Origin of the sequence: Acidipropionibacterium thoenii DSM 20276 (genome assembly GCF_000423445.1) — a bacterium.
Classification (GTDB): domain Bacteria; phylum Actinomycetota; class Actinomycetes; order Propionibacteriales; family Propionibacteriaceae; genus Acidipropionibacterium; species Acidipropionibacterium thoenii.
Window position 1 is genome coordinate 1 of sequence record NZ_AUHZ01000005.1, and the last position, 16,729, is coordinate 16,729.

Annotated in this window: 14 protein-coding genes and 2 pseudogenes; 7 read left to right on the top strand and 9 right to left on the bottom strand. The window is 67.6% G+C overall.

Annotated features, from left to right (window positions below):
- Positions 1-247: 247 nt before the first annotated feature.
- The 6 genes and pseudogenes from G554_RS0100005 to G554_RS0100030 form a co-directional block, all read right to left on the bottom strand.
- The gene (locus tag G554_RS0100005) at positions 248-1,726 is read right to left on the bottom strand and encodes a multicopper oxidase family protein (protein ID WP_027586299.1); all 1,479 of its coding nucleotides are present in this window, start codon (positions 1,724-1,726) and stop codon (positions 248-250) included.
- 35 nt (positions 1,727-1,761) lie between these two features.
- Positions 1,762-2,817 (bottom strand): HAMP domain-containing sensor histidine kinase, encoded by a 1,056-nt coding sequence (locus G554_RS0100010; protein ID WP_036923889.1) that lies wholly within the window; start codon positions 2,815-2,817, stop codon positions 1,762-1,764.
- Between the two features lie 83 nt (positions 2,818-2,900).
- Positions 2,901-3,596 (bottom strand): response regulator transcription factor, encoded by a 696-nt coding sequence (locus G554_RS0100015; RefSeq protein ID WP_027586301.1) that lies wholly within the window; start codon positions 3,594-3,596, stop codon positions 2,901-2,903.
- A gap of 31 nt (positions 3,597-3,627) precedes the next feature.
- Complete coding sequence (locus G554_RS0100020; RefSeq protein WP_027586302.1) at positions 3,628-4,335, bottom strand: DUF6803 family protein; 708 nt, start codon at positions 4,333-4,335, stop codon at positions 3,628-3,630.
- A gap of 231 nt (positions 4,336-4,566) precedes the next feature.
- Positions 4,567-5,382: an IS21-like element helper ATPase IstB gene (gene istB / locus G554_RS0100025; RefSeq protein ID WP_027586303.1), complete on the bottom strand. Its 816-nt coding sequence runs from the start codon at positions 5,380-5,382 to the stop codon at positions 4,567-4,569.
- A pseudogene (locus tag G554_RS0100030) lies at positions 5,379-5,888 on the bottom strand (IS21 family transposase); the annotation flags it as partial. The gene istB and the pseudogene G554_RS0100030, both read right to left, overlap by 4 nt.
- Before the next feature lie 29 nt (positions 5,889-5,917).
- Here G554_RS0100030 and G554_RS0100035 point away from each other — a divergent pair.
- From G554_RS0100035 to G554_RS0100065, 7 genes and pseudogenes are all read left to right on the top strand, one after another.
- Positions 5,918-6,199, top strand: a pseudogene (locus G554_RS0100035) (transposase); the annotation flags it as partial.
- Positions 6,200-6,430: 231 nt separating this feature from the next.
- The gene (locus tag G554_RS13650) at positions 6,431-7,603 is read left to right on the top strand and encodes an MFS transporter (RefSeq protein WP_051232044.1); all 1,173 of its coding nucleotides are present in this window, start codon (positions 6,431-6,433) and stop codon (positions 7,601-7,603) included.
- Positions 7,584-7,835 (top strand): hypothetical protein, encoded by a 252-nt coding sequence (locus G554_RS16495; RefSeq protein ID WP_051232046.1) that lies wholly within the window; start codon positions 7,584-7,586, stop codon positions 7,833-7,835. The genes G554_RS13650 and G554_RS16495 overlap by 20 nt, the downstream gene beginning before the upstream one ends.
- Positions 7,836-8,372: 537 nt before the next feature.
- Positions 8,373-9,527: a L,D-transpeptidase gene (locus G554_RS0100050; protein ID WP_036923892.1), complete on the top strand. Its 1,155-nt coding sequence runs from the start codon at positions 8,373-8,375 to the stop codon at positions 9,525-9,527.
- Between the two features lie 262 nt (positions 9,528-9,789).
- Positions 9,790-10,932, top strand: coding sequence for a septal ring lytic transglycosylase RlpA family protein (locus G554_RS18465; RefSeq protein ID WP_027586308.1), 1,143 nt, complete (start codon positions 9,790-9,792; stop codon positions 10,930-10,932).
- A 267-nt stretch (positions 10,933-11,199) separates the two neighbouring features.
- Positions 11,200-12,483, top strand: coding sequence for a citrate synthase (locus G554_RS0100060; protein ID WP_027586309.1), 1,284 nt, complete (start codon positions 11,200-11,202; stop codon positions 12,481-12,483).
- Positions 12,484-12,532: 49 nt separating this feature from the next.
- Entirely contained in the window at positions 12,533-13,639 is a 1,107-nt protein-coding gene (locus tag G554_RS0100065; RefSeq protein ID WP_027586310.1) for an adenosine deaminase, read from the top strand.
- Between the two features lie 26 nt (positions 13,640-13,665).
- Here the strand turns inward: G554_RS0100065 and G554_RS16500 are convergent, their stop codons facing one another.
- From G554_RS16500 to G554_RS0100080, 3 genes are all read right to left on the bottom strand, one after another.
- On the bottom strand, positions 13,666-14,595 hold the full coding sequence (locus G554_RS16500; RefSeq protein ID WP_154654099.1) for an acyltransferase domain-containing protein: 930 nt from the start codon (positions 14,593-14,595) through the stop codon (positions 13,666-13,668).
- Positions 14,596-14,612: 17 nt separating this feature from the next.
- Complete coding sequence (locus tag G554_RS0100075; RefSeq protein WP_051232049.1) at positions 14,613-15,938, bottom strand: alpha-L-fucosidase; 1,326 nt, start codon at positions 15,936-15,938, stop codon at positions 14,613-14,615.
- A gap of 82 nt (positions 15,939-16,020) precedes the next feature.
- Positions 16,021-16,671 (bottom strand): NADPH-dependent F420 reductase, encoded by a 651-nt coding sequence (locus G554_RS0100080; RefSeq protein ID WP_027586312.1) that lies wholly within the window; start codon positions 16,669-16,671, stop codon positions 16,021-16,023.
- Positions 16,672-16,729: the final 58 nt, after the last annotated feature.

Below are 16,729 nucleotides of genomic sequence, written 5' to 3' on the forward strand. Positions count from 1 at the left end.
GAGTACCGGGTCGGCGGCGGGGCGGGGAGCGTCGCTGTCACTGCGGTTGAGCTGGGTGGGGTTTGTGTACATGGTGGTCTCCTTCGTCGTGTGTGGCTGGCTGCCGTCACCATCCAGACTGTCGAGCGTCCATGAAGCTGGACCGGGGCAAATGATGAAGGTTTGACCAAGACGTCGGAGGCATGTGCGGGCATGCGGCGGTGCGGTTCCCGGGGCGACGCGGGAACCGCACCGGCGTGGGCTGGGGTCAGTAGCGCAGGCTGGTCATCATGCCGATCTCGGCGTGGTAGATGTTGTGGCAGTGCAGCATCCAGGCTCCGGGGTTGTCGGCCTGCAGGTCGGCCTCGATGGTCTGCATGGGCAGCAGCAGCACGGTGTCCTTGCGTAGTCCGTTGCTGCCCGGCAGGGACCAGGTGTGGCCGTGGATGTGCATCGGGTGGGCCATCATCGTCATGTTCGTCATCCGCATCCGGACCCGCTGTCCCAGGCTGATCGACAGGGGTGTGTCCTCACCGAACTTCTTGCCGTTGATGCCCCAGGCGTAGGGCTTCATCTGGCCGTTGAGCTGGACCTCGAGGGTCTGCTCCGGTTCCTTGTCGGGCAGCTTGGCTGCGTCGGCGGCGCGCAGGGCGGTGCCAAGGACAGCCTTTCCTCCGAGTTCGGGGATTCGGGTGGTGGCCGGCGGAATGCTGCCGGCGCCGGTCTTGACGATGGCGCGGGCGGGAGTACCGGTCTTGCCCTCGGGGGCGGCCTGCAGCACGAAGACGCCGTCGCCGACGGTGACGGTGGCGTCGATCCTTTCTCCCATGGCGAGGTAGATGGCCGTCGCCTCGACTGGCTGCACGGCGAATCCGTCGGCGTGGGTGATGGTGAGTCGGTGCCCGGACAGGCCGACCTTGAAGATCGTGTCGGCTCCGGCGTTGATCAGCCGTAGCCGGATCTTGTCTCCGGGGCGTGCCGTGAGGGTGCGCGGTGCGGCCGGGATCCGGCCGTTGACGACGTAGTGCGGGTAGCTCACGTCTCCGGCATCGCCCAAGGGGGAACTGCCGTGGTCCATGCCTCCCATGTCGTGGTTCATTCCTTGGGACAGGGGGCCGCTGTTGGCCTTGAAGTCGGCGAAGATCGCATCCGGTGACTTGCCCACCCCATCGGTCCAGTCATCCAGGACCAGGACCCATTCCGCGTCGTGGTCGCCCGGATCGCGTGGGTCGTCCAGCACGAGGGGAGCGTACAGGCCCCGGTCGATCTGGACTCCGCTGTGGGGATGGAAGAAGTAGGTTCCGGCATGGGGTGCGACGAACTCGTAGGTGAAGGCACTCTTGGCGGCGATGGGGTCCTGAGTGACACCAGGCACACCGTCGGAGGCGTTGCGCAGGGCAATGCCGTGCCAGTGCACCGAGGTGGCTGTGGGGAGCTGGTTGTCGACCGTGACCCGGAACAGGTCGCCCGCCTTGCCGCGCAGGACGTTCCCGTCGAGTTCGTCGGTGTAGGCCCAGGTCTTGGCCAGGACACCGCCCAGGTCCAAGGTGACAGGGCGCGGGGTCAGGGTGTGGGTGACGGTCGTCGCCCCGGCCGGGGTGGCGAGTGGTGTCTGGGTCGGGATGGCCCATGTGGCCGGGGTGGTGCTGGCCGGGGAGGGCTGCTTGGCGCCGCATGCAGCCAGGGCGCTGGTGGATGCCAGGCCGAGGCCGGCGAGCAAGGCCTGTCGGCGAGTGATCGTGTTCATGCCCCCGACTCTTCCCGCCCCGCAGTGTGACCGGGTCAGGGAAGTGTGGAGATTCGATCAAGACTTCGTGGCAGCACCAGGCTGAACGACGCACCGCAGCCCACCCCCGGACTGGCCGCCAGCACGTCGCCCCCATGTGCCCGGGCGACGGCCCTGGCGATGGTCAGGCCGACTCCGGTTCCGCCGTCGACGTCACGGACCCTGCGTGATCCTTGGTGGAAGAAGCGTTCGAAGACGTGGGGCACCTCACCGGCGGGTATGCCTGCGCCGGTGTCGCTGACCTGGATGGACACCGAGTCCGTGTCAGACCAGCTCGTCACACATACCTCACCCCCGCGTGGCGTGTGCTGGACGGCGTTGCGCAGCAGGTTGTCCAGGACCTGGCCGATGCGTGCAGGGTCGACATCCACCTCCACGGGGCAGTTGCCACGGGTCACCAGCTGGATACCTGCCTCGGCACAGGCTTTCGCACACGAGGTGACCGCCGATTCCACCAGGTCATCGATGCGGGTCAGCCGTAGTTCCAAGGGGATCCGCCCCTCCTCTGCCCTGGAGACCTCGGAGATGTCGGCCGCCAGCGCCGTGATGCGCTCGTTCTGGCGTTGGAGGACCTCAAGGACCTCCGGCCCATACACGGCGACTCCGTCCTCGAGGCTCTCGAGTGTCACCCGCGTCACGGACAGGGGCGTTCGCAGCTCATGGCCAAGATCGGTCAACATGCGTCGTCGGGTGGCCTCCGTGGCCGCGATCTGGGCCGCCATCCGGTTGAACTCATGGGCCACGGATTCGAGTTCGCGCCCCAGTGGCGGCATGCGCACGGGGTCGTCGTAGTTGCCGTGCGCGACCCTCTCAGCCCCCTCGGCCAGGGCATCCAGCCCTCGGATGAGGCTGCGGTTCAGCACCCATGACGTCACCGCCGCGATCATCATCGCGGCGGCAAGTCCCAATCCCAGGGAGGCCGCACCGGCGTCATGGAAGGCACGCTCGGCATGGTCCAGCACCATGGGCTGGGTGTGCCCGGCCTCGGCCATGTGCTTCTTGAACAACGGCGGGCCCATCTCCAGGGCGGTCAGGACCAGCGTGACGCTCATGGTGACCAGGACGGCGAACTGGGTCCACACCAGCCGTCGACCCCACGACAACCCGGGCCACAGCTCTGATGGCCGTCCTCCCATCAGCCTCGGCCCATCCGGTAGCCCACGCCCCGCACAGTCAGCACGTAGCGGGGATCGGCGGCCTCCTCACCCAGCTTCTTGCGAAGGTGTGCCACGTGGACATCGACCAGATGGTCGTCGCCGACCCAGTCCTCGCCCCAGACCATGTCCGTGAGCTGACGCCGACTCAACACACGTCCGGGATGCGCGGACAGGGCCTTCAGCAGGTCGAACTCGGTGCGTGTCAGGTCCACCGCCACACCATCCATGGAAGCCTCGCGCGAGTCGGGATGCACCACCAGTTCCCCGATCCTGCGGGCGACGGATGCCGAAGCCGTGGATCTCGGGCGACGCAGCATCACCTGGACACGTGCGACGAGTTCGCGCGGGCTGAAGGGCTTGGTGAGGTAGTCATCCGCGCCCACGGACAACCCGATGAGCATGTCCACCTCGTCAGCTCGCGCGGTCAGCATCAGGACGTAGCAGTCGCTGAAGGTGCGCACCTTGCGACAGACCTCCACTCCGTCGAGGCCCGGAAGGCCGAGGTCGAGGATGACGACATCTGGCTGCTCCTCCCGGATCCGCGACACCGCCTCGTTCCCGTCTGCACAGGTGTCTGCGGCCATGCCGGCCCGTTCCAGGTAGTTCTTCACCGTGCCGGCCAGCACCGGTTCGTCGTCGACCACCAGCACCGAAGTGCGCGCCACATCGCTCATGGCTCCACCTCACCACGAGACCCAGCAGGCGTCACCTCGTCGGTTGCGAGGACGGGGACATGTTGTGGTTCATGCTGCCCATGTCGTGGTTCATGCCGGACATGCCACCCATGTCATGGGTCATGACGCTCGACGACGTGTCACCTCCCAGGACTGCCGGATCGACCATCCCGAAGATCATCGCCACGTGGGCCACCACGAGGAAGGCCGCCACCATCGCCACGTGCATCCGCAGACGGTTCTCACTACTGCGGCCCAGGACCCCCGCCTCGAGGAGACTGATCACGAGCATGGGCAGGCCACCGACCAGGTAGCTGAGGACCGCGATGACATCAGCCGGGCCGCGCCATCCCCCATTCATGGTCAAGGGCACCACCGCGTGGACCATCAGGTGCGTCCCGATGAAGACCCACACGGGACCGGCGAGCAGGCCAGCAGCCCGACTGAGCCTCGCCACCCACGGGGCTGCGGGCCGGTCATTGCGGCGCCCCAGCAGCATGACCAGTTCCGTGATCGCCAAGGTCTCGGCCAGGATGACCGGGAGGGCCATGAACAACAGCAGGTTCCACGGTTGCCGCACCGCGAGGAGTTCCATGTAGTGGGTCATCGCCATGCCAGCCATGCCCGAGCCAGCAGTCAGGTCGGGCACGGCCAGGGCCAGCCCGACCGCGGCCACGCTGGCAATTCCCAGGAATGCGAGGGACCCACGAGCCAGGGATGAGGATTCATTCGTCGTCATGCCGCCAAGCCTCCAGGCGGCATGTCGAGCACGAGCAAGACAGTGTGAAGAAATGATCAAGATCCACCGCGAACACCGGCTGTCACCCACCTCCCCCGTCCGGACCATCGATGCCCCGGACCTGTGCAGTACCCGCAGTGGCACAGAAACCCACCAGAAGTCGACCGGCACTCGGTTCGGCCGCCTCTCTGCCGTGCACTTCTCTCGATGGCCACGCCATGACCCGTCGAGTCACAGAGTCTGGCGAGCTCGCGTGTGGGCGAGGCGATAGGAGTGGGTGCCGGTCTCGATGATGGTGGCGTTGTAGGTGAGGCGGTCGACGATCGCTGCGCACAGTCGTGGATCGGTGAAGGTGTCGGTCCAGGCGGAGAAGGACTGGTTGGAGGCGATCGCGATGGCGTTCTTCTCCTCCCGCTCGGTGAGGACCTGGAACAACAGCTCGGCCCCGCGCCGGTCGAGCTCCATGTATCCCAGTTCGTCAATGACCAGGAGATCCACTCTTCCGTAGCGGTTGATGGTCTTGGTGAGTTGCTTCTCGTCAGCGGCCTCGACGAGCTCGTTCACCAGGCGGGTGGCGAGGGTGTAGCGGACGCGGTAGCCCTGCTCGGCGGCGGCGGTCCCGAGTGCGATGAGCAGGTGGGACTTGCCGGTGCCGGAGTCCCCGATCAGGCACAGCGGGTCGCCGCGGCGGATCCAGTCCCCGGTGGCGAGCTCGTTGATGGTGGCGGGGTTGATGTTCGGGTTCGCGGTGAAGTCGAAGTCGGCCAGCCACTTCTCGCGCGGGAATCCGGCGCTCTTGATACGGCGCAGGGTAGAGCGCCGGTCACGGTCGTCGACCTCGGCCAGGAGCAGCTCGGCGAGGAAGCCCTGGTAGGTGAGTTGTTCCTTGGTGGCGGTGGTGATCGCCTCATCGACGACGGACCGGATGGTGGGCAGTCGTAGGCGGCGGCAGGCCTGGTCGATCGCGGCCTGGGCGGCTTGTTCGGTGAGGCCGTGACGACGACGAAGACCGCCCGGACGGGAGCTGCTGGTGTTGGTGGTGGTCATGGGGTTCCTGTCGGAGTGTGGTGATGGGCTTCGGCGGTGGCCGAAGCGGGGTCGGGTTGGCGACGTCGCAACAGCTCGTCGTAGGCGGTGACGCTGGGCAGGGGCCGGGTGTCGGCCGGTAGCGCGGCGATCAGCGAGTTCGAGTCGGTGTGGCGGCGCGGTGGCAGGTTCACCACGGTGCCGCCGCGCTGCGGCGCGGGCGCGGTGTGGCTGACGCTGTGGCGTCGGGCCTCGACGGCGACGACGTCGGCCGAGACGGCCCCGACGGACAGGGCGCTGGTGATCCCGGCGATCACCGCCTCGGCCGGCAGGGAGCGGTGGAGCAGGAGCACGTCGATCAACTCCTGGGTGCCCGCGACGTCGCCGCTGGTCTTGCGGGCGGCAGCCCAGAACGCGTCGTGGGCGGCGGTGAACGCCCCCGCGGCTCTGGCTTGGGCCAGGGCGGTCGAGCCGGGGAACGCGCCGGGCTTGTGGCGCAGAACCTCGAGGTAGTGGTCCAGCTCGACCCGGGTCACGCCACGAGAACCGGCGCCACGGCCGCGAGCTGATGGCCCGGCTCATCGACTCGATCAGCACCGGCGTCCCCAAGGCCCTGGTCGAGATCACCAAGCTCGGCAGGACGCTGAAGAAGCGCGCCACAGACGTCCTGGCCTACTTCGAGCGCCCCCACACCTCCAACGGCCCGACAGAAGCCCTCAATGGCCGACTGGAACACCTGCGCGGCTCAGCCTTGGGCTTCCGAAACCTGACGAACTACATTGCCCGCAGTCTCCTCGAGGCCGGAGGATTCAGACCCCAACTACACCCTCAATCGTGAAGAGCCGCATCACGGGCCACGGGTACGAGCGTATTGTGGTGGACGTGACATCTCCCGATGCCCACACGATGGGGGATCGCGTCGTGAGGACTGTCATGCCAGAACTGGCACCCGATTCCCCGACCCTGGCACCACAGCTTGGACACGGACGAATCCAGAATGAGTATGCAGGATTGGGGATCTTGAACCGTCACCACTCGCCGGAGTCTCTGCGCTACTTCCCTCTTCCTCATGCCTGACGTCCCCGAGAGCGAAGCATCCGCAGCCGACAGGGTCGCGGACAGCATCGGGCCAGCTCAGATTGCTCTGGCCGGCGGACTTCTGGTGGTGGAGCTGCTCACCGGCATCCAGACCTACCTGTCGCAGACGGTGATGCCACTGATGGCAGCCGAGTTGAGAGCACAGTCGTTCTACGGGGTGGTCACCGCCACCGGCGCCGTGGCGAACTTCGCAGGACTGCCGCTGGGAGTGGGGCTGACGGTCCGGTTCCGGATCCCCCGACTGCTGATGAGCTTCACCGCGTTGATCTGCGCTGGTGCGATCCTGTGCGCAGTCGCTCCAAGCATTGTGTGGTTCCTGACCGGCACCGCAATCCGCGGATTCGCGGCCGGCTGCATCGCAACAGTGTCGATGGGCGCCGTCGTCACCGGCCTGGCGGGACGGGTACGCCAGATCACCCTGGCAGCGATGTCTGCCATCTGGGTCATCTCGGCGCTGTTCGGCCCGGTCTACGCCGCATGGATCTCGCACGCCCTGAGCTGGCGATGGGCGATGGTGCTGTATCTGCCCCTCCTGCTCGCAGCTCGCGCGATAGTGGCGCGCCACCTGCCCAACCGTGAACCTTCGCAGGACAGCCAGATCCGCTGGGCAGACGCCGTGCTGCTCGCCCTGGCGATGGGATGCATCGCCGCGCCGGTCGACTCGCGGTGGCTGCGAATGGTGCTGCTGGGCACCGGCATCGCACTTCTGGCAGTGGCGGCACACCGAGTCCTTCCCAACGGGACCTTCAGGTTGAGGTCGCTGCGCCGGACGGTGATCGCCTTCATGTTCGGGCTGTGCGGGGTCTACTTCGCCGTCGACTCGGTGGTCGCGATCATCGCCCACGACGTCTTCGGCGCCAACGCTGGAGCCATCGGGATCGTCATCATGTCCGGAGGCCTCGGATGGGCCCTGACGGGCCTGTTCTGCGGCTGGAGGCCGGCGGGCAGCACGGCAGCTTATCGGCGCCGCGCAGGTCTGGGCGTCGCAATCCTCGCTCTGGGTGTGGTGGTCATGAGTTGTGCCTCCAGCCGCTGGTTCGGCACCACCCCGATCACGATTCTCGCGGTGGGATTGGGCCCTGGCCGGTATCGGGATGGGCCTGTGCTACGTCGACACCCTCAACATGCTCTTCACGCCACCTGAGGATCCTGACGGGCTGTCAGATCTGGATGTCAGCAATGCCGCGGTGATGGCCGAGTCGATCTCCGGGATCGCCACCATGACCGCCGCAACCACCTTCCTGGCGACCAGCCTCGGCGGCACCCTGGACATTGATTCGCGCTCGGTCGTCCTGCTGATGATCATCGCTGTGGCGGTGCTGGCCCTGGCCGCCCCGCTGCTCAGGATCCGTTCAGAGCAAGTGGTCGGGCGGTGAGACCAGCCGTGTGTTCGGCATCCAGAGACATGTATCTTGGGCCGGTCCGGGGGCCGCGGATCCCGCGCGGATCCTCATGGTGGGAGATGAGGTCTGGCTGATGATGAGAGTCATGGGGTACGTGAGGTCTGCCACGTTTCTTGCAGGATTCGTCTGGGCAGTGGTTCGGGTGTCCGTCGTCGGCAATACGACTGCGTGGATTCTGTGCGGAGTGTTCTTTGCGGGGACGGTGGCGAGCGTCCTGTGGCAGCTCAGCGATCACAGGACGGACTCACCGACCAGACGTGTGTGAGAGTCCGCCACCGGGAGTGGATCCGCTGCTGCCGGAGCACCTCCACAGCTCGCAGTCGGAGGTTTCTCAGCAGGGCGAGTTAGCATAGACGAATCCTGGACGCCCGGAAGGGCCCCGTTCCCGGGGCCACTCTCCCCAGAGCCCGGCCCCCCGACGATCCATATCTGCAGACATTGCTGGAGGCTTCTGTGCCGTCATTGCCCACTCGACGCTCAGTTCTGGCCGGCGGCGCCCTCGCGGTGCCGCTGGTTCTCGTTGGCTGCTCGCCGAAGTCCGACACCGGCTCCCAGAACGCAGGTTCCAGCCCCTCGGCATCCAACGGGAACTCCTCCCAGACGCCGAGCCCGACCCCCCCTGCGGCCTCGGTCAGCGTCACCTCCCAGCACGCTCTGGACGAGATCCGGCCCACTGACACCCTCACCTTCAAGGTGACCAACGGCACCCTGGCGTCGGTCGCGGTGACCAACGCCGACGGGGACTCGGTCGACGGGACCCTGTCCGACGGCGTCTGGACCCCGAAGTACCCCTTCCGGCTGAATCGCAGCTACACCGTCGTCTCCACCCTCCAGGGCGCAGCCGGCAGCACCAAGGTGACCACGCCGATCTCCACCCTGGACGCCCAGGCCAACACCGCGCAGATGCTCTACAGCGGTGCCCAGGTCGGCGCCGGCATGCCGGTCATCATCAAGTTCGCCAACGAGGTGGTCGACGCCGACCAGCGCAAGGCCATCCAGCAGGCGATGACCGTCACCACCACCCCCCAGCAGACCGGCGCCTGGGGATGGATCGACAACGCCCAGCTGATGTGGCGTCCCGAGAAGTACTGGCTGGCGAACTCCAAGGTGAGCGTCGAGGGCAAGATCGCCGGCCTGGCCACCTCCTCCCACCGTTTCCTCACCGACAACCTCTCCGGCGGATTCACCGTCGGTGGGGTGCGGATCCTCTACGTGGACATCAAGGCCCACACCATGAAGGTCACCGAGAACGGCAAGACGGTCAAGACCATTCCGATCACCACCGGCAAGGACGGTTTCATCACCCGCTCGGGCACCAAGGTCATCATCGAGCGCGACTCCGACAAGATCATGGACTCCACCACGATCGGTATCCCGAAGGGCAGCCCCGATTACTACCGGCTGGACGTGAAATGGGCGATGCGAGTCACCTACACCGGTGAGTTCATCCACGCCGCCCCGTGGTCGGAGGGGCAGCAGGGCTCGACGAACGTCTCACACGGTTGCGTGGGTCTGTCGATGGCCAACGGCAAGTGGCTGTTCAACCTCTGCCGGGCCGGCGACATCGTCGTCAACACCGGTTCCAACCGGAACTTCAAGCCCTTCGAGGGGATCGGCTGCTGGGTCTACGACTGGAAGGGCTGGCAGGGCCTCAGCGCGGTCTGACGGTCATGCGGCAGACCCCCCTCCGGCCGGTGCGCCGGTGGGTTCGGGCCGGGACATTCCGTCCTGCTCAGCACAGCCTTCTCCGGCGTCCTGAAGTCTCAACCTCGAGGCCGGCTCGAGGGTTTCGGAGCGCATTATCAGCTGATCGACGACTGAGAACCCTCAAGTTCCTTTGAGGATTACGTCGGCATTTCTTAGGCTCCCTTCGCTATCAGGGTCCTGGACGTGATCCAGGTCCAATCCGAGGCCGGAGGGTGTCCCCTTGACTGCTCATAAGCACGCGATCATTCAGAAGCTGCGCGGCACCGTCGTCACCCTCGCGCTGGCCGGCACCGTGGCCTTCGGCGTCCCCGCCGTGGTGGGGTCGATCGCCCAGGCCACCGACACCACCACCTTGCGCGCCACCACCGCGGTCAATGTGCGCTCGGGCCCCAGCACCTCCAAGGGCATCCTCGCCGTCCTCTACCCCGGCGACTCGGTGGTCGTCACCGGCTCGGCGGTCGGCGGCTGGACGCCGGTCCGCTACCAGGGCAGGTCCGCCTGGGTGGCCAGCGCCTACCTCACCAGCGGTCGGCTCAACGGATCAGGCACCTCGGGGTCCGGCAGCGCCGGCTCCAGCGACGCGAGCCAGACCGGCGTGGCCTACTCGGCGGTCGGTCTCAACCTGCGCAGCGCCCCCGGGATGTCGGCCTCCGTCCGGGCAGTGCTGCCCGCCGGCACCAAGGTGATCCTCACCGGGAACGTCTCAGGCTCCTGGGTGAGCGTCAACTCCGGGATGGGATCGGGCTGGGTGTCGATGGGCTACCTGTCCCAGAACGGTGGACGGGTCACGACCTCCTCCAGTTCCTCCGGCTCGACCTCCTCCTCGACGCCGGCAACGGTGGGCACCCGGTACGCCACCGTCTCGCTGAACCTGTGGACCGGCTCCACCGGCTCCCGGTTCACCGACACCGTCGACTCCGGGACGTCGTTGAGAATCACCGGGACCACCTCCTCGGGGCGCACCCAGGTGGTCGTCAACGGCGTCACCCGATGGGTCACCAGCCGCTACCTGGCCACCTCTCCGCGAGTCAGCCCCGCTGCTGCCACCGCCTCGAACAGTTCCGGGGAGGGAATGGCGACCGCCACCGGCTCCTGCATCGCCTCCTTCTACGACGACCCCCAGCTCACCGCCAATGGCGAGACCTTCAACCCCAGCGCCCTCACCGCCGCCCACAAGACGCTGTCCTTCAACACCCGGGTCAAGGTCACCAATGTGGCCAACGGCCGGTCGGTGGTGGTGCGCATCAACGACCGTGGACCCTACGTCTCGGGTCGCTGCCTGGACCTGTCGAAGGCCGCCTTCGCCTCGATCGCCAACACCTCCGCCGGGGCGATCCCGGTGAGCTACTCGGTGCTGGGCTGAGACAACGGCCCTCGCGGACCCTCCCGGGCGGCAGCCTTCTGCCGCCCGGGCCCTGCCCCACCGTCCCTCGGTGCAGGGCTCTCTGCGGGGCACCGACAGCTCCCGGCCCGCTCGCGTCAAGCCCGGCCGACCCCGCTGCGCTGCAAGCCGATTCCGTTGACAGTTTTGCGGGCGGCCGTAATCTGGGCGATGCATTATCCCGCCCAGTGACACTGTTGCGCTGCCCGACAGGACCTGCTCAGCACTGGCGCCCTCGAAAGGACCACGATGAGCGAAACCGCGCGATTCACCGATGAGGACACCGAATTCGAGTTCGAGAAGGTGACCGCCAGCAACGGCCAGATCGGTTACGACTCGTCCGGATTCCTCAGCAAGACCGGCAATCTGCTCCTGGACCCGGCCTTCGTCAACACCGCATCCTGCACCTCCGACATCACCTATATCGATGGTGACAAGGGGATTCTCCGCTACCGCGGGTATCCGATCGAGCAGCTCGCCAAGCACTCCACCTTCCTGGAGACCGCCTATCTGGTGATCTACGGGGAGCTGCCGACCGCCGACCAGCTGGCGGCCTTCGAGACCCGGATCCGGCGCACCACCCTCATCGACGAGCGGATGCGCGACCTGTTCCGCTGCTTCCCCAGGCGCTCCCACCCGATGCCGGTGCTGGCCGCCGGGATCATGGCGCTGTCGACCTTCTCCGAGAAGAGTGCCGGGACCGATCCCGAGCAGGTCGAGAACGCCGGTGACCGGCTGATGGCCAAGACCCCGACGCTGGCCGCCTACTCCTACAAGAACTCCGTGGGCCAGCCGACGCTGTACCCCGACAACTCGCTGTCCTACATCGAGAACTTCATCCGAATGAGCTTCGGCTTCCCCACCGAGTCCTACGAGTTCAATGACGAGGTCACCCGGGCCCTGGAGGTGCTGCTCATCCTGCACGTCGACCACGAGCAGAACTGTTCGACGTCGACGGTGCGGATGGTCGGCTCCTCGGGGGCCAACCTGTACTCATCGGTGGCCGCCGGCGTCAACGCCCTGTCGGGGCCCAAGCACGGCGGCGCCAACCAGGCCGTCATCGAGATGCTGCAGTACATCCGCGACTCGGGCCTGAGCACCCACGAGTTCGTCTCCAAGGTCAAGGACCACAAGTCCAGGATCAAGCTGATGGGCTTCGGCCACCGGATCTACAAGATCTACGACCCGCGCGCCGCGATCATCAAGGAGCACGCCGACAACATCCTCAAGCTGCACACCGGGCGCCAGGACCTGCTGGAGATCGCCCAGGAGCTCGAGGAGACCGCGCTGAACGACGACTACTTCAAGGAGCGCAAGCTCTACCCGAATGTCGACTTCTACTCCGGGCTGATCTACGAGGCGATGGGCTTCCCGGTGAACATGTTCACCGTGCTCTTCGCGATCGGCCGGCTGCCCGGCTGGATCGCCCACTACCGCGAGCAGCTGGAGACCAGCAACAAGATCTGGCGTCCTCGTCAGCTCTACACCGGGGAGATGGAGCGGGCCTACCGTCCGATCGACCTGCGCCCCTGAGGCTCGCCGGCCACCGACCGTCGACGCCCCTCGCCACTAGGCTCGGAGCATGGCTCTGAGCGACGACGTCATCCGATCGGCCCCCAAGGTGGCCCTGCACGACCATCTGGACGGCGGCCTGCGGCCGGCCACCGTGCTGGAGCTCAGCCGGGAGTTCGGGGCGCCGGGGACCGGTCTACCGGCCCCTCTCGGCCCAGCAGGCGAGTGGCAGACCCCCGACGATGTCGCGGACTGGTTCTTCCGCACCGCCGACTCCGGATCCCTGCCGCGCTATCTGGAGACCTTCGGGGTCACCGTGGCCCTGATGCAGACCGCTGCGGCGCTGCGACGGGTGGCCCGCGACTTCGTCGAGGACATGGTCGCCGACCATGTCGTCTACGCGGAGACCCGGTGGGCCCCCCAGCAGCATCTGGCCGGCGGGCTGTCGCTGGACGAGGCGGTCGCCGCGGTCCAGCAGGGTCTGGACGAGGCGATGGCGGCGGCACGCGCCGCCGGCACGCCGATCGTGGTGCGGCAGCTGATCACCGTGATGCGCCAGCTGGACCCCGACCCGGCGCTGGCCGAGCTGACCGTCTCCTGGCTTGGCCGCGGGGTGGTCGGGATGGACCTGGCCGGGCCGGAGGACGGCTTCCCCGCCTCCCGGTTCCGCGAGCTGTTCGACGCCGTGCGGGCAGCTGGCGGCCACCTCACCATCCATGCCGGGGAGGCCGCCGGGCTGGAGTCCATCCGGACGGCCCTCGACTGCGGGGCCGAGCGACTGGGCCATGGCGTCCGGCTGGTCGACGACCTCACCAGTCACGGCTCGGCGGTGATGAGCCTGGGGCCGATCGCCTCGCAGGTCCGCATCGAGGAGATCGCCCTGGAGGTGTGCCCCTCCTCCAATATCCAGACCGGGGTGTGCCGAACCCTGGCCGACCATCCGGTCGGGGCCCTGTGGCGGGCCGGGCTACCGGTCACGATCTCCTGTGACAACCGGCTGATGAGCGCCACCTCGATGACTCGCGAACTGACCCTGGTCTGCCGCCAGCTCGACTGGGAGCTGGAGGATCTGCGCCGTGCCCAGGTCATCGCCCTGGAGTCGGCCTTCTGCGACGAGGAAACCTTCGAGACCCTCCAGGCCGACCTCGACGACCGGTTCGACGCGCTGGCCCGGTAAGCCCGGCACCACCGGATCCGGGCACCTCAACGGGGCAGGGTGAGCCATCCGGAGCAGCTGTGGACGTGCCCGCCGCGGCGCCACAGATCGATCATCGCGCGGTGCAGGCGGGAGTCGTAGGGCAGGTCGTCGAGGATCCCGGGCAGCTTCTCGGCATCGGCGAAGGGCCGGTCGAAGCCGAAGAAGATTCCCGAACCGTCGGAGACCGGGCGCTCCCAGACAGTCCACAGCCGGGCGAAGGAGTCCATATTGGACCCCGGCATCAGGCCCATCAGCTCGGTGTCCAGCAGCCAGGACTCGCAGAACGCGATGTCGAAGGCCCCCGGTTCGCCGGCCAGCTCGGGGAAATGCGTCGTGAAGAATCGGTGGGCCCGGGCCAGGGAGGCCGCCACCAGGTCTGGGGCCAGCGATCCGATCGGTGCGATGTGGGCCGACAGCACCAGGGGGCCGTCGCCGGCTCCCTCGCGCCCCAGGGTGGAACGCCGCAGCTCGAACTGGAGACGCCCGAGTTGGGCGAACCCGCCGCGCCAGATCATCTCGAGCCAGCTGGCCTGACCGAGCCCGAACCGTCCGGTCACCGCGATCGTCTTGCGGATCTGTCGGCCGAGGTCGGCCAGGGTGTCGGCGATGATCGGCTCGGGGTACCCCAGCCCGCGCCAGAACTCCTCGACGTCGGGGGCGGAGAGGATGAGCGCCGCCAGTGGCACGGCTCCCTCGACCCCGCCGAGGCCGGCCAGGTCGGCCTGCGACAGCAGGGTCTGCTGGCCGAGGTACCGACCGATCCGGCCACGGAACCCGGCCACCAGCTCGCCGGTGCGGGCGGCTCCAGCGGGATTCCTGGCGACCGTCTCCAGCAGCCGTCGGGTGGGTGCGCGGAGATCGGCATTCACTCCGAGGCGGCCCAGCAGGTCGTCGGGGACGGACTTCAGCATCTCGGGGATGGATGCTCGGGGCATCGGATCCTCCTTCTCGCTCATCGGAGGGTGACCTCCAGGACGGTGTCCACCGGGTCGGGCAGTGGATAGGTCCATTCCGGTTGGGGCCCGAAGGCCACGAAGGCCTGATCGGGATGGTCGGCCACCGACCAGGCCTCCACCAGCGGGACCTGGGACCCGTCGGACAGCAGGTGGACCTCGGCGACCCGGTCGCGTCGCAACCCCTGGAGCTGGAGGGGGCCGACCGGGGCCTCCAACACATGGGCATAGAGCTTGCCACCGCCCGCGGTCCACCACCCCCAGTCGGGTTTCGGCAGCCCCGCCGGCCCGCAGCCGCGGATCGAGGCGGAGTTGGCATCCATCCACTCCCCGATCCCGACGAGGATCCTGCGGCACTGAATGGGAAAGGTGCCGTGCGCGTCAGGACCGACGTTGAGCAGCATGTTGCCGCCCTTGGCGACGCATTCCACCAGCTTGTGGATGAGCACCGGCGCGGTCTTCCAGTCGGCGTCGTGGCGGCAGTAGCCCCAGTGGTTGTTGAGGGTCAGGCAGCTCTCCCAGGGAACGGGAGTGCCATCGGCGCCGCGGATGCCCTCGGCCGGGATCACCTGCTCCGGAGAGGTGAAATCCCCGCAGAACGGGGTGGGAGTGTCGGTGAGGATCGAGCCGGCTTCGGGCCCCGAACCCTCCAGCCGGTTGTCCAGCACGGCGTTGGGCTGGAGCTCGCGGACGATCCGGATGAGGTCGGCCGCACCCCACTGCTCGGGACCCATCCCGGGATAGGAGAAGTCGAACCACAGGACGTCCAGGTCGCCGTAGGTCGAGCAGATCTCGCGGACCTGGCCGTGCAGGAATGCTCGGTAGGAGTCCAGGTCGGGGGTGTGGTCGCGGTACTCCTCGGCCTCGCGCATCGGGTGGTGCAGGTCACCGAAGTGCGGGAAATCGGGCTGGGCCCAGTCCAGCAGGGAGAAGTACAGCCCGACCTTGATGCCGCGCGCCCGGAAGGCCGCCAGGAACTCGGCGACGAAGTCGCGGCCCAGGGTGTGCACCGTGGAGTAGTCCGACAGCCGGGTGTCGAACAGGGCGAAACCGTCGTGGTGCTTGGCGGTCAGCACGGCATACCTCATGCCGGCGGCCCGGGCGGTGTCGGCCCAGGCCTCGAAGTCCGGGTTCGGGTTGAAGGCGTCGATGGCCGGCTGGTAGTCGGCCACGCTGAGGCGTTCGTAGGACCGCACCCACTCGCCGCGAGCCGGCACGGCATAGGCGCCCCAGTGGATGAACATCCCGAACCGGTCCCGGCGCCACCAGGCCGACCGGTCGAATCGGGGGTCCAGCGGTTCGGGTTCGCCGAGTTGATGCGCCATGGCCCCATCCTGCCGCCCTCGGCGCAGTGGCGCGAGGTGCGCTCAGTGCCGGTGCTCCCGGGCCGCCGCAGGGGACGCCGACTCACATGTCGCGGTAGCGCCTGGCGATCGCCATCGCGTGCACCAACTGGGGAGCGCTCAACGGCTGCACATAGCCGGGGGTGTCGCGCTGGATACGCCACGACTCGCTCAGCGGCTGGACCGGGACCGGGTCGAAGCCGAAGGCGTCGAGGAGTCGCGACACCACGGCCAGAGCGGTCGGATGATCGCTGACCGCCACCAGGGCGCGACGGTCGGGGTCGCCGGCGGGGCGTCCCGCAGTGGTGATCTCGGCGGCCGGAATGTGATTGAAGGCCTTCACGACGAAGGACTGCGGGAGATGGTCCTGGAGCAGCTGGGAGGTGGTCGTCGTCTCCTCGTCGAGGGCTGCGATCTGACCATCGCGCTGCGGGTAGTAGTTGTTCGTGTCGATGACGATCTTGCCGATCAGCGGCTCGACCGGAACCGTGCCGATCTGGTGGAGCGGGATCGTCACCACCGCGAGGTCGGCGGCCTCAGCGGCCTCGGCCGGGCTGGCGGCGGCGCGAGCATGGTCCCCGAGTTCGGCGATGAGATCGCCCAACACCTGAGGCCCGCGCCTGTTGCTGATGACCACGTCATATCCCAGTGAGACCGCCTTGCGGGCGAGCTGGCTGCCGATGTGACCTGCACCGATCAATCCGATAGTTATCATGACCACAACGGTAGGCCGCCGGGCCCGTCATTCCAGCCGCTTCACCACCGGCCGACCG